At 70.9% G+C, this 22,262-nt stretch carries 22 protein-coding genes; 9 read left to right on the top strand and 13 right to left on the bottom strand.

Features of this window, described 5'->3' with window-relative positions; genetic code table 11:
• Positions 1-570, bottom strand: coding sequence for a hypothetical protein (locus M2271_RS10295; protein ID WP_280886821.1), 570 nt, complete (start codon positions 568-570; stop codon positions 1-3).
• 329 nt (positions 571-899) lie between these two features.
• Here M2271_RS10295 and M2271_RS10290 point away from each other — a divergent pair, with 329 nt between their 5' ends.
• Positions 900-1,973 (top strand): protein kinase, encoded by a 1,074-nt coding sequence (locus M2271_RS10290; protein WP_348539157.1) that lies wholly within the window; start codon positions 900-902, stop codon positions 1,971-1,973.
• 92 nt (positions 1,974-2,065) lie between these two features.
• Entirely contained in the window at positions 2,066-2,209 is a 144-nt protein-coding gene (locus M2271_RS10285; RefSeq protein ID WP_280886819.1) for a hypothetical protein, read from the top strand.
• Positions 2,210-2,294: 85 nt separating this feature from the next.
• Here M2271_RS10285 and M2271_RS10280 read toward each other — a convergent pair whose 3' ends face one another.
• Positions 2,295-3,206: a TIGR03943 family protein gene (locus tag M2271_RS10280; protein ID WP_280886818.1), complete on the bottom strand. Its 912-nt coding sequence runs from the start codon at positions 3,204-3,206 to the stop codon at positions 2,295-2,297.
• Positions 3,203-4,348 carry a permease gene (locus M2271_RS10275; RefSeq protein WP_280886817.1) on the bottom strand — a complete coding sequence of 382 codons (1,146 nt, stop codon included), beginning with the start codon at positions 4,346-4,348 and terminating at the stop codon, positions 3,203-3,205. The genes M2271_RS10280 and M2271_RS10275 overlap by 4 nt, the downstream gene beginning before the upstream one ends.
• Before the next feature lie 170 nt (positions 4,349-4,518).
• On the opposite strand from M2271_RS10275, the gene M2271_RS10270 reads away from it, so the two are divergent.
• Positions 4,519-6,432 (top strand): NAD(P)-binding protein, encoded by a 1,914-nt coding sequence (locus tag M2271_RS10270; protein WP_280887030.1) that lies wholly within the window; start codon positions 4,519-4,521, stop codon positions 6,430-6,432.
• A 142-nt stretch (positions 6,433-6,574) separates the two neighbouring features.
• Here M2271_RS10270 and M2271_RS10265 read toward each other — a convergent pair whose 3' ends face one another.
• Positions 6,575-8,395, bottom strand: coding sequence for a prolyl oligopeptidase family serine peptidase (locus tag M2271_RS10265; RefSeq protein WP_280886816.1), 1,821 nt, complete (start codon positions 8,393-8,395; stop codon positions 6,575-6,577).
• 225 nt (positions 8,396-8,620) lie between these two features.
• Here M2271_RS10265 and M2271_RS10260 point away from each other — a divergent pair, with 225 nt between their 5' ends.
• Positions 8,621-9,469 carry an SURF1 family protein gene (locus tag M2271_RS10260; protein WP_280886815.1) on the top strand — a complete coding sequence of 283 codons (849 nt, stop codon included), beginning with the start codon at positions 8,621-8,623 and terminating at the stop codon, positions 9,467-9,469.
• Between the two features lie 210 nt (positions 9,470-9,679).
• Here the strand turns inward: M2271_RS10260 and M2271_RS10255 are convergent, their stop codons facing one another.
• From M2271_RS10255 to M2271_RS10240, 4 genes are all read right to left on the bottom strand, one after another.
• Positions 9,680-10,885: a hypothetical protein gene (locus M2271_RS10255; protein ID WP_348539156.1), complete on the bottom strand. Its 1,206-nt coding sequence runs from the start codon at positions 10,883-10,885 to the stop codon at positions 9,680-9,682.
• On the bottom strand, positions 10,882-11,457 hold the full coding sequence (locus tag M2271_RS10250; protein WP_280887028.1) for a SigE family RNA polymerase sigma factor: 576 nt from the start codon (positions 11,455-11,457) through the stop codon (positions 10,882-10,884). The genes M2271_RS10255 and M2271_RS10250 overlap by 4 nt, the downstream gene beginning before the upstream one ends.
• 919 nt (positions 11,458-12,376) lie before the next feature.
• The gene (locus M2271_RS10245) at positions 12,377-13,459 is read right to left on the bottom strand and encodes an aspartate-semialdehyde dehydrogenase (protein ID WP_280886814.1); all 1,083 of its coding nucleotides are present in this window, start codon (positions 13,457-13,459) and stop codon (positions 12,377-12,379) included.
• Positions 13,459-14,736 carry an aspartate kinase gene (locus M2271_RS10240; RefSeq protein WP_280886813.1) on the bottom strand — a complete coding sequence of 426 codons (1,278 nt, stop codon included), beginning with the start codon at positions 14,734-14,736 and terminating at the stop codon, positions 13,459-13,461. Before M2271_RS10240 ends, M2271_RS10245 begins: the two co-directional genes overlap by 1 nt.
• Before the next feature lie 491 nt (positions 14,737-15,227).
• Here M2271_RS10240 and M2271_RS10235 point away from each other — a divergent pair, with 491 nt between their 5' ends.
• Complete coding sequence (locus M2271_RS10235; protein WP_280886812.1) at positions 15,228-16,064, top strand: PhzF family phenazine biosynthesis isomerase; 837 nt, start codon at positions 15,228-15,230, stop codon at positions 16,062-16,064.
• Between the two features lie 199 nt (positions 16,065-16,263).
• On the opposite strand, the gene M2271_RS10230 is transcribed toward M2271_RS10235, so the two are convergent.
• A complete protein-coding gene (locus tag M2271_RS10230; RefSeq protein ID WP_280886811.1) occupies positions 16,264-16,908 on the bottom strand; it encodes an ergot alkaloid biosynthesis protein in 645 nt (214 codons plus the stop codon).
• Between the two features lie 10 nt (positions 16,909-16,918).
• On the opposite strand from M2271_RS10230, the gene M2271_RS10225 reads away from it, so the two are divergent.
• Together M2271_RS10225 and M2271_RS10220 are read left to right on the top strand one after the other, a co-directional pair.
• Positions 16,919-17,053, top strand: coding sequence for a hypothetical protein (locus tag M2271_RS10225; protein ID WP_280886810.1), 135 nt, complete (start codon positions 16,919-16,921; stop codon positions 17,051-17,053).
• Positions 17,054-17,215: 162 nt separating this feature from the next.
• Positions 17,216-17,746, top strand: a complete 531-nt coding sequence (locus M2271_RS10220) for a hypothetical protein (RefSeq protein ID WP_280886809.1) — start codon at positions 17,216-17,218, stop codon at positions 17,744-17,746.
• A 382-nt stretch (positions 17,747-18,128) separates the two neighbouring features.
• On the opposite strand, the gene M2271_RS10215 is transcribed toward M2271_RS10220, so the two are convergent.
• Positions 18,129-18,725 carry a TetR/AcrR family transcriptional regulator gene (locus tag M2271_RS10215; RefSeq protein WP_280886808.1) on the bottom strand — a complete coding sequence of 199 codons (597 nt, stop codon included), beginning with the start codon at positions 18,723-18,725 and terminating at the stop codon, positions 18,129-18,131.
• 111 nt (positions 18,726-18,836) lie between these two features.
• On the opposite strand from M2271_RS10215, the gene M2271_RS10210 reads away from it, so the two are divergent.
• Positions 18,837-19,847 carry an NADP-dependent oxidoreductase gene (locus tag M2271_RS10210; protein ID WP_280886807.1) on the top strand — a complete coding sequence of 337 codons (1,011 nt, stop codon included), beginning with the start codon at positions 18,837-18,839 and terminating at the stop codon, positions 19,845-19,847.
• Positions 19,848-19,983: 136 nt separating this feature from the next.
• A complete protein-coding gene (locus M2271_RS10205; protein ID WP_280886806.1) occupies positions 19,984-20,469 on the top strand; it encodes a nuclear transport factor 2 family protein in 486 nt (161 codons plus the stop codon).
• A gap of 57 nt (positions 20,470-20,526) precedes the next feature.
• Here the strand turns inward: M2271_RS10205 and M2271_RS10200 are convergent, their stop codons facing one another.
• From M2271_RS10200 to M2271_RS10190, 3 genes are all read right to left on the bottom strand, one after another.
• Entirely contained in the window at positions 20,527-21,186 is a 660-nt protein-coding gene (locus tag M2271_RS10200; protein WP_280886805.1) for a DUF5063 domain-containing protein, read from the bottom strand.
• On the bottom strand, positions 21,179-21,778 hold the full coding sequence (recR, locus tag M2271_RS10195) for a recombination mediator RecR (protein WP_280886804.1): 600 nt from the start codon (positions 21,776-21,778) through the stop codon (positions 21,179-21,181). Before recR ends, M2271_RS10200 begins: the two co-directional genes overlap by 8 nt.
• A gap of 96 nt (positions 21,779-21,874) precedes the next feature.
• Entirely contained in the window at positions 21,875-22,219 is a 345-nt protein-coding gene (locus tag M2271_RS10190) for a YbaB/EbfC family nucleoid-associated protein (protein WP_280886803.1), read from the bottom strand.
• Positions 22,220-22,262: the final 43 nt, after the last annotated feature.

Here is a 22,262-nt window from a genome sequence, read left to right as displayed (position 1 = left end):
CTACGCCGGGCGTTCCGCCGCGGTGGCGAGCCAGCGGGCCAGGGTGCGGACCGTGGTTTCGTCCAGCCGGTCGACGACGGCCTGGACGGCCGCCACGTCGTCCGGCGCGAGATCGTAGAGGCCCGCCTTGCTCAGGCCCGCCATGAGGGCCTGGTGCCGACGGTCGTGCATGCGCTCCGCGAGCTTGGTGGGTTCCTTGGCCGGTTCCATGACGGGTTTCTCGGCGAGTTCCGTGGCGGGGTCCATGACAAGTTTCTCGGCGAGTTCCGCGGCGGGCTTCTCGGCCGCCTCCCGGGGCGGGGCCGGCTCGGGAGGGGCCGGCGCGGAGGCGGAAGCGGAGGCGGAGGCGTCGTAGCGGTGCCAGTCCTCGTCCTTCGGGCCCCAGAGTGCGACGGTCGCCGCCTCGCCGCGGGCGCGCAGGGTCTGGGCCATCTCGCCGAGTGCGTACAGCACCGGGGAGCGGTCGGGCGACTGGGCTCCCACCTGCCAGGAGGTGGTGTCCGGCCGGTAGAACAGCGCGACCCAGCGGGGCTCCCCCGGCGGTCGCGGGCACTGGGGACGGGTCTCCATGGCACTTCACCCCTTCGATGCGGCACGGCGGGGTGACCCTAACTGACGGACCGTCAGATTGCTAGTACCAAAGGTCGTTGGGGATGCGATGGAGGCGCGTTGGGGATGCGATGGGGGTGTGATGGGGGTGTGATGGGGGCGCGTGGCAGCCGGTAGGCTGAGCCGGCTGCGGCGCCCCCCACGATCACCACCCCGCGACACGAGGTGAGTTCGGCCGACGGCCATCGAAACGTCTCACGGCATATCGACACGTCTTACGGCTTGAGGATGACGAACAGGTGCTCATATCGGGCCGGTACCGGCTTCAGGATCCGATCGGTCGCGGTGCGATGGGAGAGGTCTGGCGGGGCGTCGACGAGACGCTCGGCAGGGCGGTCGCCGTCAAGCTTCTCCTCCCCCACGACTCCGATCCCACGGCCACCTCCCGTTTCCGGCTGGAGGCGCAGACCGCGGGGCGGCTCAACCACCCGTACGTGGTGGGCGTGTACGACTTCGGCGAGTACGACGGCCGGCTCTTCCTGGTGATGGAACTGGTCGAGGGCGACAGTCTCGCCCGTCGGCTCTCCACGGGCGGACCGCTGCCCGCCGACCAGGTGGCCCGGATCGCCACGCAGGCCGCCTCCGGTCTCGCTGCCGCCCATCAGCAGGGCATCGTGCACCGGGACATCAAGCCGGCCAACCTGCTGCTGGACGCCGACGACACGCTCAAGATCGGTGACTTCGGCATCGCCCGCTTCGTCGACGACCCGTCCGGCGCGCTCACCACGACCGGGCAGATCGTCGGCACCAGCCTGTACCTCGCCCCGGAGCGGGCCCTCGGACAGCCCGCCGGTCCGGCCTGCGACGTGTACGCGCTGGGCTGTGTGCTCTACCAACTCCTCACCGGCCGCCCGCCGTTCCAGGCCGCCACCGCGGTCGCGATCCTGCACCAGCACCTCGACACCGCCCCCGTGCCGCCCCGGCAGCTCGGCGTCCCCCTCCCGCCCGCCTTCGAGAACTACCTGCTCGGGCTGCTCGCCAAGCAGCCCGAGGACCGGCCGAGCGCGCAGCGGGTCGCCGAGTGGTTCGGCGGCGGGGCGTGGCAGGGGCGGCCCGAGCCGCTGCCCGCACCGGCGTCGGCGCCCATGGTCTCCGCCGTGACGGCGTCCCCCGCCGTCTCCGCCCTGACGGCGTCCCCGGCGCCGGTGTTCCCGGCTGAGAGCGGACCCCCGACGACGTACGCCCTGCCGTCGACCACCGGACGGGCGGCGTCCCGTCCGCGTGCGGCCCGGCGTCCGCAGCGGCCGGCGGCGGTGCGGGGTGCCGTCGGGCGGCGGCCGAGGGTGGCCGGAATCGTCGCCGGGGCGGTGGTGTTCCTGGCCGCGATGCTCGCCGGCATGCTCTGGTTCGCGCCGGGGCAGTAGCGCGGAGAGCCCCGCCGACGGCACCGCGAGCCTGACGGCCCCGGTCACGAGCCCGGCGTCGACACCGAGCCCCCCCGTCCGGGTCCACCACGGTGTCCGACGTACCCGAGCCGTCTGCCACCGCTTCCCTCCGCACGGCCTCCCCGGAGCGGGAGAAGGGGGACAAGAAGCAGCAGGACCGGCACAAGGGCAGGAACGAGAGGGAGGACGCGGAAGACGAGAGCGACGAGGGCTGAGGGCGACGAGGACTGAGGGCACGGTCGCCCGCCGAGCGGTCGTACTCCGAGCGGGTCGTACGGTCGTACGCCCCTGCTGTGACCGTCAGTTGTTCCAGGTCTCGTCGTACGGGTCGTGCGGCACCGGGACGGGCTTGGCGGCCGTGATCTGGAAGTACGGGATCGGGCCGTGGTTGACCGGATCCTTGGTGCGGCGGGCGGTGTAGGTGCCGGTGACCTCCAGCCAGGCGTCCGGTTGCAGGACCGGCGGGATCCGGCCGGCCAGACCGATCTTCACCGGCTGCGCGTCGGCGGCACAGCAGTTGAGGGCCATGCGGACCAGGTAGGGGGCACCGCTGTGGTCCAGGGCGACGAAACCGGTGACCTTGATCTGCCGGCCCCGCAGGGAGCGGCCATGGTCGTAGACCGCCCGACCCGCGTAGTCGACCAGGCTGAGCCGCAGGGGGCCGGCGGCGGGGAGGTTCCCGTAGCCGTACGGCTGTTGCAGGGCCGTGCCGGTGCGCAGGGCGCTGTAGGAGCCGAGGGCGGGCGGGGCGACCAGGATCAGGGCGAGGAGGGGGAGGACGAGAAGCCAGGCGACGCGGGGTTCGCGGTGGGCGTGCCCATGGCCATCCTGACCGTGGCTCTCCTCCCGGTGCTCCACGTGTTTTCCGTCCTCCCGGTGCTCCAGGTCCTCCCGGTGTTCCACGTGTTTTCCGTCCTCCCGGTGCTCCAGGTCCTCCCGGTGTTCCACGTGTTTTCCGTCCTCCCGGTGCTCCAGGTCCTCCCGGTGCTCCCCGTGGTTCCCGTGTTCTCCCTCGTCCCCCGGGCCGTCCTTCTGCGCCCGCCACTCGTACCAGACCGTCGCCAGGGCCGCCGCGATCAGTACGACGCCGGAGGCCAGCAGCATCGGGCGCAGCCCTGCCTTGACGTAGCGCAGGTACAGGTCGGTGAAGCCGGCGTGCAGCAGGGCCGCGCCGAGCAGGAACAGGACCGCCGCCTGTGCCTGGCGGTTCACAGGAGGACCGCCCCGGTCAGGACCGCCACGGTGACTCCCAGAACGAAGGTGGTGGGCGCGAAACGCAGGGCGAAGCCACGGCCGAAGGTGCCCGCCTGCATCGCGAACAGTTTCAGGTCGACCATCGGCCCGACGACCAGGAACGCCAGCCGCGCGGTGAGCGAGAACTGGGACAGCGAGGCCGCCACGAACGCGTCCGCCTCCGAGCAGATCGACAGCAGTACGGCCAGGACGGCGAGCGCCAGCACGGAGACCACCGGGTTGCCGGCCGCCATCCGCAGCCACTCCTCCGGGACGACGGCCTTGAGGGTCGCCGCGGCCATCGCGCCGATCACCAGGAAACCCCCGGCGTGCATCACGTCGTGCCGGACCGAGCCCCAGAACGCGGCACCCTTGCTCTGGCCGTCGTAGGCCGCGCGGGCCGGGAGGCGCAGCCAGTCGGCGCGGCCGAGGCGCTGCCACAGCCAGCCCATCGCGCAGGCCACCAGCAGGCTCGCGACGAAACGGGCGAAGACCATCTCGGGGTCGTTCGGGAAGGCGACCGCGGTCGCCGTCAGCACGATCGGGTTGATCGCCGGGGCGGACAGCAGGAACGCGAGCGCGGCTGCCGGGGTGACGCCCCGCCGTACCAGCGCCCCGGCCACCGGCACGGACGCGCATTCGCAGCCGGGCAGCACCGCGCCCGCCACCCCGGCCACGGGGACCGCCAGGGCGGGCCGTTTCGGCAGCGCGCGGGCGAAGAAGGACGGCGGGACGAACACCGCGATGGCCGCCGACAGCAGCACTCCCAGCACGAGGAACGGCAGCGCCTGGATGACCACCGCGACGAACACGGTCATCCAGCTCTGCATCACCGGCGCGGACAGCACCCGCCGGATCGAGTCCTGCGCCACCACCATGAACACGAGCAACAGGGTCAGGGCGAGCGGCGAGTTGAGGCGGCGGGGGCTCTCCGAGTCGTGCCCTGGGCGGGTGTCCGGCTTCGGACCGGTGTCAGGCCCAGGGCGGGTGTCCGGCCCCGGACCGGTGTCAGACCCGGGGCGGGTGTCCGGCCCCGGACCGGCGTCAGGCCCCGGACCGGCGTTTTGCCCCGGGCCGGAGGTCGGTTCGCTCTCCCGCGGGGCTGCTTTGGTGACGGCCACGGCCGAGGTACCTCCGGTGGTGCGGAAGGGCGCTGGCTTCCCTCGCCTTCAGTACGGTGGTCGGGGAGCGATCGTTCAACGCGTGCTGGCACCACCCGTCCCGGTGAGGCAGTCTTCTCCCCGTGGCAAGCGTTCCGAATCAAAGTTCGCCGGGTGACCCGGCCGCCCCCATGGTGGTGTGCGGTGACGACGGACTCGCGCACCGGCTGGCCGCCGAACTGCGCGGGGTCTACGGCGAGCAGGTGACGCTGGTCGTACCGCCCTCCGAGCGCGGTGTACGGCTCCCGGTCGTCGGGCGGGCCCGGGCGGCCTCGGCGCTGCTCGACCGGGTGGTGAACGCCGCCGTCAACCGGGGCGGGGGCAACGGCATGTCCGAGCCGCCGCCTCCCGACGCGCGGGTGGTGGAGGCCGCCGAGCCGGCCGAGGCCGTGCTCGCCGAGGCGGGCGTGGAGCGGGCGGCCGCTCTCGCGCTCGTGTACGACGACGACGAGACCAACATCCGCGCCGCCCTCACCGCTCGCCGCCTCAACCCCCGGCTGCGGCTGGTGCTGCGGCTGTACAACCGGCGGTTGGGCCAGCACATCGAGGAACTCCTCGACCAGGCCGCGGCCTTGGCGACGGGTGGGACGACCGGGCCGGCCGGGGTGGGCGACGCCTCCACGACCGTCCTGTCCGACGCCGACACGGCCGCACCCGCGCTGGCCGCCACCGCGATCGTCGGCACCAGCAAGGTCGTCCAGACCGACGGCCTGCTGCTGCGCGCGGTGGAACGGCCGCCGCCGGAACCCGGCCAGGTCGCCGACCCGGGCCTCGCCACCCTCGCGTTGCTCTCCGCGACCAGCAACGACCCGGCGGGCGCGGACGGTTCCGAAAGCAGCGGGGACCAGGGGCCGCGGCTGCTGCCGGACGCGGCGGCGGTACGGGCCGCCACCGGGCGCGGGACCGTCGTCCTGGAGCAGGTGTCGTACTCCGGGCCGGCGCTGCCCGCGGGGCGCGGGATCGTACCGTTCGCCTCGCTGTTCTCGCGGCGGCTGCGGTGGTCGCTGGCGGGGTCGGTGGCGTGTGTGATCGCACTGGCGGTGGCGTTGTGGCTGGTCACCGACATGCATCCGCTGGCCGCCTTCTATCTGACGCTGCTCGACCTCTTCGCCATCGACGATCCGGCGATCGGGAAGACGACGGGGCGCCAGGTTCTCCAACTCCTCTCCGGACTGGTCGGGTTGCTGCTGTTGCCGGTACTGCTGGCCGCGGTGCTCGAAGCACTCGGGACCTTCCGGACCGCCTCCGCGCTGCGGAAGCCGCCGCGGGGGCTGGGCGGCCATGTCGTACTGCTCGGACTGGGCAAGATCGGTACCCGGGTGCTGCTGCGGCTGCGGGAGCTGCACATCCCGGTGGTGTGCGTCGAGTCCGACCCCGAGGCGCGGGGGCTCGCGACCGCCCGGCGGCTGCGAGTACCGGTCGTGCTCGGGGACGTCACCCAGGAGGGCGTGCTGGAGGCCGCCAAGATCCACCGTGCGCAGACGCTGCTCGCGGTGACCAGCTCGGACACGACGAACCTGGAGGCCGTGCTGTACGCGCGATCCGTACGGCCCGATCTCCGGGTCGTCCTTCGGCTGTACGACGACGACTTCGCGACCGCCGTGTACCGCACCCTCCGGGCCGCGCATCCCGGAGCGTCCACACGGAGCCGGAGTGTGTCGCATCTGGCGGCGCCCGCGTTCGCCGGGGCGATGATGGGGCGGCAGATCCTCGGGGCGATTCCGGTCGAGCGGCGGGTGTTGTTGTTCGCGGCCCTGAAGGTGGGCGGGCATCCGCAGTTGGAGGGGAAGACGGTAGGGGAGGCTTTTCGGCAGGGGGCCTGGCGGGTCCTGGCGTTGGACACGGGAGTCTCCGACGAGGGGCGGGAGGGGCCCGCTGCGGATGAGGCCTACGAGGAACTGAGGTCGGCGGGGGGATCGGGGCTGGTGTGGGACCTCCCCGACACGTATGTCCTGCGGGGCTCGGACCGCATAGTGCTGGCCGCTACTCGTCGGGGGTTGGCGGAGTTGTCGGGGCGGCGGAGTCGGGAGCGGGCGGGTACGTAGGCCGATGCCCGGGTCCGGGTTCCCCCTCTCTCCAGGGTTCCGGCCCAGGGGGTTCCGGCCCAGGTGGTTCGCCTCCGCCCCTTGGGCCCGCACCCCTGGACCCCGCCCCGCCCTGTGCCCGCCCATCACCCGACTCGGTGGGTCAAGAAGCAGGCAGGTGCCGTTGTGCGAAGTCCAGTTCCAGTCGTACCTGTTTGATTCGCTCGTCCACGACCAGGGAGCCGTGGCCGGCGTCGTAGCGGTAGACCTCGTGGACCGCTCCTCTCGTCTCCAGGCGCTTGACGTAGTTGTCGACCTGGCGGATGGGGCAGCGGGGGTCGTTGACGCCGGCCGAGATGTAGACGGGGGCCTTGACCTGGTCCACGTACGTCAGCGGGGAGGACGCCTCGAAGCGTTCCGGGACCTCCTCCGGGGTGCCGCCGAGGAGGGTGCGGTCCATGGCCTTCAGGGCTTCCATCTCGTCGTGGTACGCCGTGACGTAGTCGGCGACCGGGACCGCCGCGATGCCCAGGGCCCATGCGTCGGGCTGGGTGCCGAGGCCGAGGAGGGTGAGGTAACCGCCCCAGGAGCCGCCGGTGAGGATGAGGCGGGAGGGGTCTGCGAGACCGGAGGTGATCGCCCAGGTGCGGACGGCCTCGATGTCCTCCAGCTCGATCAGGCCGACCCGGTGCTTCAGGGCGTCCGTCCAGGCGCGGCCGTAGCCCGTGGAGCCGCGGTAGTTGACGCGGACCACCGCGTACCCGTGGTCGACCCAGGCCGCCGGGCCGGCCGCGAAGGAGTCGCTGTCGTGCCAGGTGGGGCCGCCGTGGATGTCGAAGACGGTGGGGAGCGGGCCGGTGGTGCCCGCCGGTTTCTGGACCAGGGCGTGGATGCGGCCGCCCGGGCCCTCCACCCACACGTCCTCCACGGGCACCGAACCCGGTGACTTCATGCCGGGCGGGTCGAGGACGGCCCGGCCCGTGGTCGAGCGGACCGTGGACGGCTCGGCGGCGGAGGACCAGAGGTACTCCACGCTGCCGTCGGGGCGGGCCGTCGCCCCGGACACCGTGCCCGGCGGAATCGGGACCTTGACCAGCTCGCGGGTCGCCAGGTCGTAACGGAAGAGCTCGCTGCGCGCCTCGAAGCTGTGCGAGATCAGCAGGCCGGTACCGTCCGGGTACCACTCGGCGCCGACGTCACCGGGCAGGTCCAGGTCGAGGTCGCTCTCCTCGCCGGTGGACACGTCCCAGACGAGGGGCTCCCAGCGGCCTCGCCGCTGGTGGCCGATCAACAGCCGGGCGTCGGCGTCGACCGGTGCGAAGCCGAGGATCTCCAGGCCGAGTTCCTCGGTGCCGCCCTTGGTGTCGTCGAGGTCGGCGACCGGGGTGCCGTCGGGGCGCAGGACGCGCAGTGCCGAGTGCATCGCGTCGCCGTGCTCGGTGTGTTCGATGGCGATCAGAGAGCCGTCGTGGGAGAGGTCTCCGACGCCCGCGGACTCGCGGTGGCGGTAGATCTCCACCGGGTCCTGACCGGGACGGGCGACATGGATGGTCGTACCGTCCTCGTCGGTGGAGCGGCCCACGACCGCCGTGCGGCCGTCCCGGCCCAGGGCCAGGCCCGCCGGGTAGGACGCCTCCAGGCCCGGGGTGGCGAACTCGTCCGTGCCGCCTTCGAAGGGCTGGCGGCGCCAGACGCCGAACTCGTCGCCGTCCTTGTCGTCGAACCACCACACCCAGCGCCCGTCCGGGGCGAGCACGCCGTCCGTCGTGCCGTTCGGCCGGTCGGTCACCTGGCGTTGCTCGCCTGTCGCACGGTCCCAGGCGTACAGCTCGTACGTCCCTGTCGCGTTCGACACGAACAGGGAACGGTCCGGTGCGTCCTCCGCCCAGTCGGGCAGTGACACCCGGGGCGCCCGGAAGCGCTTCTCCCAGTCCGGCATCTCCTCGTTCCGCGTCTGCGCGGCGGACCCGTTGCTCTCAGTCATGGCCCCATACTGCCCGCCCCGACCGACAGTGCGCCGGTCAGGTCCCCAGCCTGTGGATAACTCCGACCGTTCTCTTCCGAACCCCTTACCGAACCGACGGCGCGAATTCCCCCGTCACCCGACCCCGTGACCCCACCCCGCGCTCCGTGACCCCACCGCGCGAACCGGCTCCGCGAACGGACCCCGCGACCCGGCTCCGGGCGGGAGCGCCGTACCGTGGGAGGCGTGTACCGGTTTCTGCTGACGCCCCGTTGGTGGGGGATCAACGTCTTCGTGCTGCTCGCCATCCCGTTCTGCGTCTTCATGGGCTCGTGGCAGCTGAGCCGGTTCGAGGGCCGGATGCAGGACCATCGCAGTGCGCAGACGCAGGCCGCGTCCAGTGAGCGGGAGCCGGCGCGTCCACTGGGCGAGATGCTGCCTGTGGACAAGGCGACGTCCGGACGGCAGGTCACCGCGACCGGGCACTACGACCGGCAGCTGCTCGTTCCCGACCGTGAGCTGGACGGCAGGAACGGCTACTACGTCCTGACGTTTCTGCGCACCGACCACGGCCAGGCCCTGCCCGTGGTCCGAGGGTGGCGACCCGGGTCACCGGATCCGGCGAAGGCTCCGGCCGCGCCGAAGGGTGAGGTCACCGTCACAGGGGCGTTGCAGGCGTCCGAGACACCCGGGGACAACGGGGTCAGTGCACAGGGTGGCTTGCCCGCGGGGCAGACCGCGGCGATCAGTGCGGCGTCCTTGGTGAACCTGGTGCCGTACGACGTGTATGACGCCTGGGTGACCCTGGCCCGGGCGGACTCCGGGATGACGGCCGTGCCGGCTTCGGCGCCCGCGAACAGTGGGCTGGATCTGAAGGCGTTCCAGAACCTTGGGTACACCGGGGAATGGTTTGTTTTCGCCGGGTTCGTGGTGTTCATGTGGTTCCGGCTGTTGCGGCGCGAGGCGGAGTTCGCACGGGACGCGGAGTTGGGACTGGTCGCGGACGAGGACCAGGAAGACCGAGAAGATCAGAAAGACCAGGAAGATCAGGAAGACCGGAAAGGCCAAGAAGATCAGGAACGGGTGACTGCCTGAGTCTCACGCCGGTGAGCGACATGGGCATTCAGGCCCCGATGAGCGACACGGGCATTCAGGCCCCCGCGCCCCCGCCAGGTCGTCCAGCCCGCAGCGCGTTCAGGCCCCCGGCAACGCGTTCAGGCCCCCGCCGTTCGGCCCCCGCCGCCCCGCCGTTCGGCCTCGCCAGGCCGTTCGGCCTCGCCAGGGCGTTCGACCCCGCCAGGGCGTTCAGACCGCCGCCAGCACGCCCGTCCAGTACACGACCCCCGCGCACGCGTTGGACACCGTCGCCGAGATCGACGGGGCTCCGCCCTCCGAGGTGTTGGTGACCGTCACGCTGCCGTCGGCCGTGCCGCTCTCCGTGACCAGTTGGGGGGCGGTGCCGGTGCCCGTACCCGTACCGGTGCCCGTGCCCGGGTCGCCGGCGGTGGTGGTGCCGCCGACGTCCGCGGTGGGGTCCTCGGTGGGGCTCGGGGACGAGGACGGGCTGCCGGGGTCGCCGGTCGAGTTGTCGCCGGTCGTGGGACAGGTCTCCGTGGGGACCCAGGCGAACTGCACCTCGTACGAGGAACCCGGCTTGAGCAGCAGTGAGGTGACCTCGAGGGACGGGTCGGGCAGTGCGGCCGCCGCGTCTCCCGCCGCATGCCGGGCCGTGCTGATCTTGGTGGCGTCGGCCGCGCCCAGCGGCGCCGGAACGACCGCGCCCGGGCCGCTGACCGTGCAGCTCATGGCCGAGACGTTGGTGAAGCGGAAGGTGCCGTAGACCGCGCCGACGGAGTCGGGGGCGTTGACGGTCTGGGTGGGCGAGCCGATCTCGGCCGCCGTGCACACCGGGGTGCCCGCCGCGCTGGTGGAGGGCTTGTCGGAGTCGCCGCTCGAGCCGGCGGCGCTGCCGGCGGGCTTGCCCTTCTCGCCTTCCTTCTGTTCGCCCTTGTCCTCGACCTTGTCCTCGGTCTTGCCCGAGGAGCTGCCGACGGTGCTCTCGCCGCCTTCCGGGCCCTTGCCCTGGCCCGCCCCGCCCTGCGCCTGTGAGCCATGACCGGCGATGACGGAGGGGTCGACGCCGAGGCCGGTGGAGTTGGAGACGTGCCACAGGGCCGGGATCGCGGTCCCGATGAAGAGGGCGGCGGCCGCCATGCCGACGACGGCCTGCCGCTTGCGCGCCCGTCGCGCGGGTACCGCCTTGCGCAGGTGGTCGAGGGTACCGTCGGTCGGCTCGATCTCCTGGACAGCCTGGTGCAGCAGGTTGCGCAGTGCCAGCTCGTCCGAGTCGAGCCCCGTGGAGCTCTGGTCGTCGGGGCCGTCGTTCACAGTTCCGTTCCCAGCGTGCGATTTCTTCGGCGAGCGCGTGTCCGCGCCCGGCTCGTGCCATGCGTAGGGCTCATGCTCGTGCGGGACGCGCAGATGCCGCCGCCCCTCTTCGTCACCGCTCATGCCGGGGCCTCCATGGCGACCCGCAGGGCGGCGATGCCGCGCGAACCGTACGCCTTGACGGAGCCCAGCGATATCCCGAGCGTCTCCGCGCACTGGGCCTCGGTCATGTCCGCGAAGTAGCGCAGGACCAGGACCTCGCGCTGGCGGCGCTGCAGGCCCTTCATCGCCTTGATCAGGGAGTCACGCTCCAGCAGGTCGTACGCCCCCTCCTCGGCGCTCGCCATGTCGGGCATCGGCTTGGACAGCAGCTTCAGTCCGAGGATGCGCCGGCGCAGGGCCGAGCGGGAGAGGTTCACGACCGTCTGGCGCAGGTACGCGAGTGTCTTCTCCGGGTCACGGACGCGTTTGCGCGCCGAGTGGACGCGGATGAAGGCCTCCTGGACGACGTCCTCGCAGGACGCGGTGTCGTCGAGGAGGAGCGCCGCGAGGCCCAGCAGTGAGCGGTAGTGGGCGCGGTAGGTCTCGGTGAGGTGGTCGACGGTGGTCCCGGCCGCCGCCACATCCTCGGCACCGTCGCGCTGATTCGGTATGCGGGCGGGCCGCGCTGCAGGCATGGGCGCGATCACCGGCATGCCACCGGACGTGCCGGGCATGCGGGGTCGTAGCGCCGCACGGGGCGGCTGGAGAGCCGTGCCACGCGGGGCTGCAATGAAGTCGAGTACCTCTGCCACGCCAGTTGGACACGCTTCCCCCCGTCAGGGTTGTACGCGACCGTCCGTCTTCTTCCAGGGAGCACAACTGACCGTGCGCCAAACGCGCCCATACCTACCCGCTCTTCCCCTGTGTCCTGAATGACCGGAGCGTCCCCACGCCCCGTACCGCATCCCCGCGCCCCCTGAAAGGGCGTTCGCAAAGACGCTCCCCGCCCTCCGCGCGGTTGCGGAGGACGGGGAGGCAAATCTTCGAACGCCGATCAGGCTCGGTTCAAGTGGTCCGGACCAACGTCCGCACCTATGTTCTACACAGATCCTACAAATATACGCGGTTTCAGCCAGGGCTTTTCCGGCGACAATCGCTCGCCGCACCATGTTCCGCTCATTACACCCAAGCGCTCGGGAACGCGCTTTCATCACCGAAAAACGACCGGAAACAGCGAAACACGGCCGGAAACAGCGGCACACGACTGGCCTGAGCGACACACAGCCGACCTCACCGGAACACGACCGCCCCAGCGGAACACGACCGGAACCCGCGGCACACAGCCGGCCTCGCCGGACATGACCGGCCAGCGGCACACCGCCGGGCTTGCCGGAACACGACCGGAACCCACGACACACCCCGGCCCACCGGAACACGACCGGCCCGCCGAAGCGCACCGAGCCCACCGGAACACGACCGGAACCTACGAAAAACCCCGAGCCTCACCGGCAGACGCGACGCACACCGAGCCTCAGCGCAACACACTCAGCCTCACCGACACACGACCGGCCTCAGGGCGACACATCCAGCCCTCACCGACACACGACCGGCCTCAGCGCAACACACCCAGCCTCACCGCAACTCGGCCGCGACCAGTTCCGCGACCTGCGCGGTGTTGAGGGCGGAACCCTTGCGCAGATTGTCTCCGCACACGAAGAGTTCCAGCGCGGTCGGGTCGTCGAGCGCCCGGCGGACCCGGCCCACCCAGGTCGGATCCGTACCCACGACGTCGGCGGGCGTCGGGAACTCCCCCGCCGCCGGATTGTCGAAGAGGACCACTCCGGGGGCGGTGGCGAGGATCTCCCGCGCCTTGTCGACGGTGACCTCGCCCTCGAAGCGGGCGTGGACCGTGAGGGAGTGCGTGGTCACGACCGGCACCCGTACGCAGGTCACCGCGACCGGCAGCTTCGGCAGCCCGAGGATCTTGCGGGACTCGCCCCGCACCTTCATCTCCTCCGACGACCAGCCGTCCTCCCGGAGCGACCCGGCCCACGGTACGACGTTCAGCGCCACCGGCTCCGGGAACGGCCCGGTGTTGTCGCCGACGGCCCGCCGTACGTCACCGGGGCTGGTCCCCAGCTCGGTACCGGCCACCAGGGACAACTGCTGCCGCAACGTCTCCACCCCGGCGCGCCCGGCGCCGCTCACCGCCTGGTAGGAGGAGACGACCAGCTCACGCAGCCCGAACTCGGCGTGCAGCGCGCCCAGGGCCACGATCATGGAGAGGGTCGTGCAGTTGGGGTTGGCGATGATCCCGCGCGGCCGCATCCGGGCCGCGTGCGGATTGACCTCGGGCACGACCAGGGGCACGTCCGGGTCCATCCGGAAGGCGCCCGAGTTGTCCACCACCACCGCGCCCTTGGCGGTGGCGACCGGCGCCCACTGGGCGGCGACCTCGTCGGGTACGTCGAACATCGCGACGTCGACCCCGTCGAAGGCCTCCTCGGTGAGCGCCACCACCTCGACCTGCTCGCCGCGCACGGCCAGCTTGCGGCCGGCCGAGCGCGGTGAGGCGATCAGTCGGATCTCGCCCCAGATGTCCGCGTGCTGGGACAGGATCTGGAGCATCACCGTGCCGACGGCTCCGGTCGCCCCCACGACGGCGAGCGTCGGTCGTCCGCGTCCGACCCCTGCTCCCGCCCCCGTACCCGTCATCAGCGGCCTGTGCCCCCGTAGACGACGGCCTCGTCGCTGTCGGAGTCGAGCCCGAACGCGGAGTGGACCGCGCGGACGGCCTCGGTCACGTCGTCGGCACGGGTGACCACCGAGATACGGATCTCGGAGGTCGAGATCAGCTCGATGTTCACGCCCGCGTCGCTCAGCGCCTCGAAGAAGGAGGCCGTGACGCCCGGGTTGGTCTTCATCCCGGCGCCGACCAGGGAGATCTTGCCGATCTGGTCGTCGTAACGCAGCGATTCGAAGCCGATGCCGCCCTTGTTCCGCTCCAGGGCGTCGATGGCCTTACGGCCCTCGGTCTTCGGCAGCGTGAAGGAGATGTCCGTCAGTCCGGTGGACGCGGCGGACACGTTCTGCACGATCATGTCGATGTTGATCTCGGCGTCGGAGATCGCACGGAAGATCGTGGCGGCCTCGCCCGGCTTGTCCGGCACGCCGACGACGGTGATCTTGGCCTCGGAGGTGTCGTGCGCGACACCGGAGATGATGGCCTGCTCCACCTTCTGGTCCCCTTGCTCGATCGGCTCACTGCTGACCCACGTGCCCCGCAGCCCGCTGAAGGACGAACGGACGTGGATCGGGATGTTGTAGCGGCGCGCGTACTCCACGCACCGGTGAAGCAGCACCTTCGACCCGGAGGCGGCGAGCTCCAGCATGTCCTCGAAGGCGATCCAGTCGATCTTCTTCGCCTTCTTCACCACGCGCGGGTCGGCAGTGAACACGCCGTCGACGTCGGTGTAGATCTCGCACACCTCGGCGTCGAGGGCGGCCGCGAGCGCGACGGCCGTGGTGTCGGAACCACCACGCCCGAGCGTGGTGATGTCCTTCTTGTCCTGGCTGACGCCCTGGAAGCCGGCGACGATGGCGATGTTGCCCTCGTCGAGAGCCGTCCTGATGCGGCCCGGCGTGACGTCGATGATCCGCGCTTTGTTGTGGACCGAGTCGGTGATGACACCTGCCTGGCTGCCGGTGAACGACTGGGCCTCGTGGCCCAGGTTCTTGATCGCCATGGCCAGCAGGGCCATGGAGATACGCTCTCCGGCGGTCAGCAGCATGTCGAACTCACGCCCGGCAGGCATCGGAGACACCTGCTCGGCGAGATCGATCAGCTCGTCCGTCGTGTCGCCCATCGCGGAAACGACCACGACCACCTGGTGGCCGTTCTTCTTCGCTTCCACGATCCGCTTGGCGACGCGCTTGATGCCCTCGGCATCGGCTACGGAGGAGCCTCCGTACTTCTGCACGACAAGGCCCACGTGCGCTCCTCGCTCACTTCAGTCTCTGTTTCCGCAGTCCAGACATACGTGTATGCACTGCGGTCGGCTCAGTCTATCGAGCGCCCGAAATACGCCTCCGCGGTATCGCATGCTGAGACCAGGCCACCCAGGTCAGCGCATGCCCATCCGGAGGCCTCCGGAAAAGTGCCAAGCGTCACAGGCCGGCGCCCTTACGGCGTCCGAGGTGCGGTGCATGGCGATACGACTACGCGGCGCTCGCCCTCCGGCCCGGCAGCAGGCTGACGTCGACCCCCAGCGATACGGCCCCATACCGGCGGCCCCATACCGGCGGCCCCCATACCGGCGACGCTCATGCCGGCGACGCTCATGCCGGCGATGCTCATGCCGGCGACGGCGGTCATGCCGGCGACGGCGGTCATGCCGACAGCGGTCATGACGCCCTGGGCGGCGTCGACAGGCGTTACACCATCAGCCCTGGCAAGCGCGCGTATCTTGGATACGGTCTGCCGATGGACGTTTTGCGTTACGTGGCCTTCACCACCGACCCCGCGGGCGGCAACCCGGCGGGTGTGGTGCTCGACGCCACCGGAATCGACGACGCCACGATGCTGAAGACGGCGGCGGAAGTGGGTTACTCCGAGACGGCGTTCGTCGTTCCGTGCGACGACGGGTCCCTGGACATCCGGTACTTCAGCCCGCTCGCCGAGGTGACCTTCTGCGGCCACGCCACCATCGCGACAGCGGTCGCCCACGCCCAGCGTCACGGCGTCGGGCCCCTGCGGCTGCGGACAAGGGCAGGCGAGGTCACCGTCTCCACCGCCCAGGCCGATGACGGCTCCATGACAGCCTCCCTGGTGAGCGTGCCACCCCGATCGCTCCCCCTCGCCGAAGCCGACCTGGCCGAACTGCTGGCGGCCCTCCGCTGGACCCCCGACGACCTCGACCCCGCGCTGCCACCACGCGTGGCCTACGCCGGCGCCTGGCACCCGGTGATCGCGGCCACCAGCCGTGGCCGACTGGCCGACCTGGCCTACGACATGACCGCACTGTCCGCGCTCATGACCCGCGAGGACTGGACCACCGTCGACCTGGTCTGGCGGGAGGCACCGACCGTGTTCCACGCCCGCAACCCCTTCCCGCCCGGCGGTGTCGTCGAGGACCCGGCGACCGGCGCCTCGGCCGCCGCGTTCGGGGGATACCTGCGCGAGCTGGAACTCGTACCGCTGCCAGCGACGGTGACGATCCATCAGGGAGCGGACATGGGACGGCCGAGCACCATCACGGTGACGGTGCCGCGCGAGGCGGGCAGCGGGATCGAGGTCTCGGGCGCCGCCGTCCAGATCTGAGCGGACGCCGGCCGTGCCGCGGTCGCCACGCCGCGGTCGCCGACGGCGGACGGTGGCCGGTCGTTGACGGTGGCCGGTCGTGCTTCAAGCCGCAGCGTCCAGGCCGCGCACCCCGAGGGCGAACCGGCCCCGAGGGCGAAACGCCCGCCGCCCCGGGGCGATGGGCCGGTTCAGCGCTCGAAGAGCCGGCGGGCGCCGGTCAGCGCTCGGGCAGGCCGACGTTCGCCCACTCGGTGGCGTGGTCCTGGACGAACTCGGCGAAGGGGCGGGGTGGGCGGCCGGTGAGGTCCAGCACCGCGGTGCTGACCAGATCTTCCCGGCCGGCCTTGATGCCGTCTTCCACGGCGGCGAGGGCGGCGGCGAACCCGCCCGGCATTCCGGCGGCCCGGTAGGTGCCCGCCAGTTCGTCGGCCCCGATGTGCAGCATCCGGATCGGCCGACCGGTGCGGTCGGTGATGATCGCCGCCGCGTCCCCGTAGCTCAACGCCTTCGGCCCGGTGAGCAGGTAGTCACGCTGGCCGCCGGCATCGACGGCGGGGTCGGTCAGCAGGGCGGAGGCGGCGGCGGCGATATCCCGCGCGTCGATCCAGCCCAGCCGGCCGGCACCGGCGGCGGTGCGGATCTCGCCGTGTTCCCGGATCCGCTCGCCGAGCGGGTGCGGGCGAAGGAAGTTCTGCATGAACCCGGAAGCGCGCAGCACGACCCACCCGGGCCGGGCCCGCACCCACTCGGCCAGCTCCAGCGCGCCGGGAGCGTTCGGCAGCACGATGGCGGAGCCGAGCAGCACCACGCGACGCACGCCGGACCGTTGTGCCTCGGCCAGGAACGGACCGACCAACGGCATCGGATCCACGGTGTTCACCGGACTCGACCTGGACTGCCAGACCCTGCTGCTGCCCGGCACCGACGTGCGGCTGGTGATGTACACCGCGGAACCAGGCAGCCCGAGCGCCGCCGCGCTCGACCGGCTCGGCACCCTCAGCGCATGACCTGGGCTCACCGAGGGGGGCGGGAAAAGGGGGCGAAAAAGGGAGGATCGCCGAGAGAAGCCCGAACGGGGCCCCAGTCGAATCCCTCCCCGCCGCCGCCCCCGTTGTCAGTGCCGACTGGCAGTATCAGTAACCAAGTCGGCCGAAACGAGGGTGGGATCGATGAAGGTGCTGGTCAGCGAAGAGGTACTGGTTGACTACGGCCAGATCTTTGTGGAGAGCAGGGACGACGCGGACGTCTGCGACCTGCACGATGCCTTCACCGGGCAAGAGGGTGTCGGGCTCTGCGGGGGCGGGACGGGCGGGGCGCTGATGCTCCTGACCGGTCTGCGCATCGGCGGCGTCGGCTTCACCGCCGAACTGCATGACAGCCCGCCCGCGCTGGACGAGACGTGGGAGGAGATCGTCGAGGTCCCCTTCCGGCCGGCGTCGGAGGAGACGCGGCTGGTGCAGTGGAACGGGCAAAGCTCGTGGGAGTTGGGACTGGAGGTGCGCGACTACCGCGTGCGGTACTCCGCCACCGGTATGGCAGACGGCCACAGCAAGAACGTCCGGGAGGACGACGAGCCTCAGACCGATGACCGGTATCTGCTGCAGTTCTGGCCTGCCCCGTCCGAACCGGCCCGGCTGCTCAAGCAGACCAGCTTCGTAGCCGCGAACTGGCACCGCTTCGCCACCGCGCCCGTGGGCTGACCGCTTGAACGCTCAACGCTGCATGCCACCTGGCGTAGCCGGACGAGAACAAGCGCGGCGAGAACGCCGGACTCGATGGCTCTCGGTCGCCGCCGCAATGCCCCCGGGCGGAGTGATCGGCAAGGACTCGCGGGCCGGATACCAGAGCGAGCCCGAGTGCGTTTTCCGTAGCCCCTCTTGGCCATGGGGTGGGACGGGAAGGGCAGGGGCGGGACGACGGACTTCGGGGCCCGTGGGGGCCTTGGTGTCACGGACGTGGATGCGGGTGGCGAACGCGGCTTCGAGGCAGTGGACTGCCTCAGCGGGACGGAGACCCTGCGCGCGGAGGGACCGCGCCTTGCCGAGCGCGCGGCCGAGTCCGCCGTCCGCGTGCGCGACGATTTCAGCTACGGGTCGGGACCGGGGGCCGCGTCCCCCCGGTGTCGGCGCTCGCCGGATTCGTCAGGATCGCGCTCGCGACAACGTCGAAGAGGTGATCGGCGCGTGCGGCGAGCGAGGGTTGGTCGCCGAGCCATGCGAGCGCCGCAATCAGCGCGAACAGATCGGTGCCATCGATGTCGGTCCGCGCCACGCCCGCGGCCTGGGCACGGGCGAGGAGCCGCGCACCGGCCGCGCGCAGGATGACGCACGAAGCGTGGAGCGCGGACTCGGTGTCCTCGATGGCGGCTGCCATCAGCACGGTCACGCCCCGATACTCGGTTGTCCACGCGACGCAGTCCCGTAGCCACGAAACGAGAGCGGCTTCGGGCGAGTTCGACGTCTCGAACTCGCCCGCCTTTGTTGTCAGTTCGTCGAAGCTCGTGTGGAGCAGGGCCACGAGCAGCGCCTCGCGCGTCGGGAAGTGACGCAGCAGCGTCGCGAGCCCGACGTCGGCCCTGCGCGCGATGTCGCGCAGCGATACGTCCACGCCCTGCTCGGTGATGGCGGCGCCCGCCACTGCGAGCAGGTGGTCACGGTTCTTCCTGGCGTCGGCCCGCATCTGCCCCTCTTGACTATCCGGATCAGTGGTCCATATATTCGGATCAGTGGTCCAGTTATGTGGATCGCTGATCCGAATAAGCCTATCCCGCGGTGCGGACAGGAGAAAATGATGCCGATACACACGATGAGGGCGATCCGGCTGCATGAGCACGGCGGCCCAGAGGTTCTGCGTGACGAAGAGGTGCCGATTCCCGAGCCGGGGCCGGGTGAGGTGCTCGTCCGCGTGCACGCGGTCGGCGTCAATCCTCCGGACTGGTACCTGCGCGACGGGTACACCACCATGCCTGGGGAGCCGGATGCGACGGTCAGCCTGCCGGTGATCCCGGGGACGGACGTATCGGGCGTCGTCGAGGCCGTCGCCTCGGATGTGGAGGACTTCTCCGTCGGCGATGAGGTCTTCGGTCTGCTGCGTTTTCCCAGCTTCGACGGCAGGGCGTATGCCGAGTACGTGGCCGCGCCCGCCTCGCATCTCGCACGCAAGCCGGCTGGCATCGACCATGTGCACGCCGCCGGGGCGCCCATGGCCGGGCTCACGGCGTGGCAGTTCCTGATCGAGGTCGGACACGATCGCCCCTCGCCCTTCCAGGAGGCACGGCACCGCCCGACGGCACTCGACGCCGACACGACGGTGCTCGTCAACGGCGCCGCGGGCGGCGTGGGGCACTTCGCGCTGCAGCTGGCGAAATGGAAGGGCGCACGCGTCATCGCGGTGGCTTCGGGCGCACACGAATCGTTCCTGAACGAGCTCGGCGCCGACGAGTTCATCGACTACACCAAGAGTCGTCCTGAGGAACTCGTGCACGACGTCGACCTCGTTCTCGACACCGTCGGCGGCCCCGACAGCAAGCTCTTCCTGCGTACGCTCAAGCGCGGCGGCGCCCTCTTCCCGGTGTTCCCTGCCGAATTCGACGATGAGGAGACCTCGAAGCTGGACGTCACGGTCTCGATCGCACAGGTCCGCTCGAACGGCGCGCAGCTCGCCGAACTGGGACGCCTGCTCGACGCGGGGACGGTCCGCGTCGCGATCGACAGCACGTTTTCCCTCGCGGACGCCCGCGCCGCCCACGAACGCGCCGCCCGAGGACACATCCAGGGCAAGATCGTGCTCACGGTCGCTTAGGAAACCAGCCGGTTCACCGACGCAGCGGCTGCGGCAGCGGCAGCCGCTGTGCGCACCCGCTGTGCGCACCCGCTGTGCGCAACCGCTGTGCGCACCCGGTCCTTCACCCGACAACCGAGCAGAGCGAAGGTTTGACATGACGACGACTGCGGCTTTCGGCTGGGGAAGCAGCCACCTCAACACAACGCCTGCGGGGGAGGTGGATCTCGACCCTGCGGAGCAGCTCGCCGTCCAGCAGACGCTGGCGCGCTACGCCTTCGCTCTGGATCACGGAGATCTGGTGGCTTTGGAGAACGTCCTGACCGAAGACGCCATCTGGACGGTCAGGATCGCCGGTGAGGCCGAGCAAGGCCCGTTCGTCGGACGCGCGGCGATTCTCGACCTGGTGCGAGATGCGACGGAAGCGCAGACCGAGCAGCGAAGGCACCACCTGATCAACGTCGTTTTCCACCGTGCGGACGCCGACACGGCAGTGGTGTGGGCCTACCTGATGCTGACGTCCAACGCGGGCGGGACCTCGAACGTGATCACGACCGGCTTCTACACGATCACGCTGCGGAAAGCCGACAGCAAGTGGCGTATCGCGAACCTGTTCGTCGGCATGGACAACAACGCCATGTGAAGCCGGCGACCAGCCAAGCCCGGCCCTCCGCATCGCCCGCGCCGTCCCCGCGAAGGGCTACTTCCCCGGCCGCACCCCCAGCGGCCCCCCGATCTCCTGCGCCATCACGCGGCCGGCCTCGAACTCCAGGGTCTCGTCGCCCACGTCCTGGTCCGTGTCGAGGCCGTCGAGTTCCGCCAGGGGCTGGTTCAGCCTCACGTGCGCCACGACGGACTGGAGCGCGCGCAGGGCCGCCGAGGCTGTGGAGCCCCAGTTGGAGAAGTAGGAGAACTGCCACCACCACATGGCCTCCGTGGTGCGGCCGGCGCGGTAGTGGGCCATGCCGTGGCGGAGGTCGGTGATGACGCCGGTGAGGTCGTCCGAGATCCGGGCGGGGACCGGGGCCTTGCGGGGCTCGTAAGGGTCGAAGACCTCCGAGTAGACGTCGATCGGCTCCAGGAGCCGGGCGAGGTTCTCGCGGAGATCGTCCACGTCCTGCTCCGGGCCCAGGTCGGGCTCGTAGCGCTCGTCGGGGAGGATGTCCTCGTGCGCGCCCAGGCGGCCGCCGGCCAGGAGCAGTTGGGAGACCTCCAGGAGGAGGAAGGGCACGGCCGAGTCCGGCTCGTCGCCCTTTGCGACCTCGGTGACGGCCACCAGGAAGCTCCCCACCTGGTCCGCGATCTGGACCGCGAAGTCGTCGGGATCCTGGGCCGTCGCGTGCAGCGTGGCGTCAGACATCTAGGAGTCGTCTCCCCTCGAAGGCGCGGCCGAGGGTCACCTCGTCCGCGTATTCCAGGTCACCACCCACCGGGAGGCCGCTGGCCAGGCGGGTGACCCTGAGGCCCATGGGCTTGATCATGCGGGCAAGGTACGTGGCCGTCGCCTCGCCTTCGAGGTTCGGGTCCGTGGCGAGGATCAGCTCGGTGACCACGCCGTCGGCCAGGCGCGCCAGGAGTTCCCTGATCCGCAGGTCGTCCGGGCCCACCCCCTCGATCGGGCTGATCGCGCCGCCCAGGACGTGGTATTTGCCGCGGAACTCACGGGTGCGCTCGACGGCGACCACGTCCTTCGGCTCCTCCACCACGCAGATCACCGACAGGTCGCGGCGTGGGTCACGGCAGATGGTGCACAACTCCTCCTGTGCCACGTTGCCGCAGGTCGCGCAGAAGCGAACCTTCGCCTTGACCTCCATCAGGCACTGCGCGAGCCGCCGTACGTCCGTCGGTTCCGCCTGCAGGATGTGGAAGGCGATCCGCTGCGCGCTCTTGGGACCGACGCCGGGCAGCCGCCCGAGCTCGTCGATGAGGTCCTGGACCACGCCTTCGTACAACGGACTGCCCGTCCTTCCTGAGGTTTCCTGCTGTCCGTACGGTAGTTGGCCGGTGCCCTTCTTAGATAGGCAGGCCAGGCCACGGTTTACGGCGGATCAGAACGGCAGGCCCGGAATTCCGGTGCCGCCGCCCAGTCCCTGGGCCAGCGGGCCGAGCTTCTGCTGCTGGAGGTTCTGCGCGTTCTCGTTGGCCGCCTGGACCGCCGCGACGACGAGGTCGGCGAGGGTCTCGGTGTCCTCCGGGTCCACCGCCTTCGGGTCGATCTTCAGCGCGCGCAGCTCGCCGGCGCCGGTGACGGTCGCCTTCACCAGGCCGCCGCCGGACTGGCCCTCGACCTCGGTCCGCGCCAGTTCCTCCTGCGCGTTCGCCAGGTCCTGCTGCATCTTCTGGGCCTGCTGCAGCAGCTGCTGCATGTTGGGCTGGCCACCACCGGGGATCACGATCAGCTCCTTCTCCGGGACGCTTTTCCCGTTCAAACACGAG

This window comes from Streptomyces sp. LBL, from assembly GCF_029893585.1.
In the GTDB taxonomy this organism is placed as follows: domain Bacteria; phylum Actinomycetota; class Actinomycetes; order Streptomycetales; family Streptomycetaceae; genus Streptomyces.
This window is presented reverse-complemented; position numbering and strand designations above follow the sequence as displayed.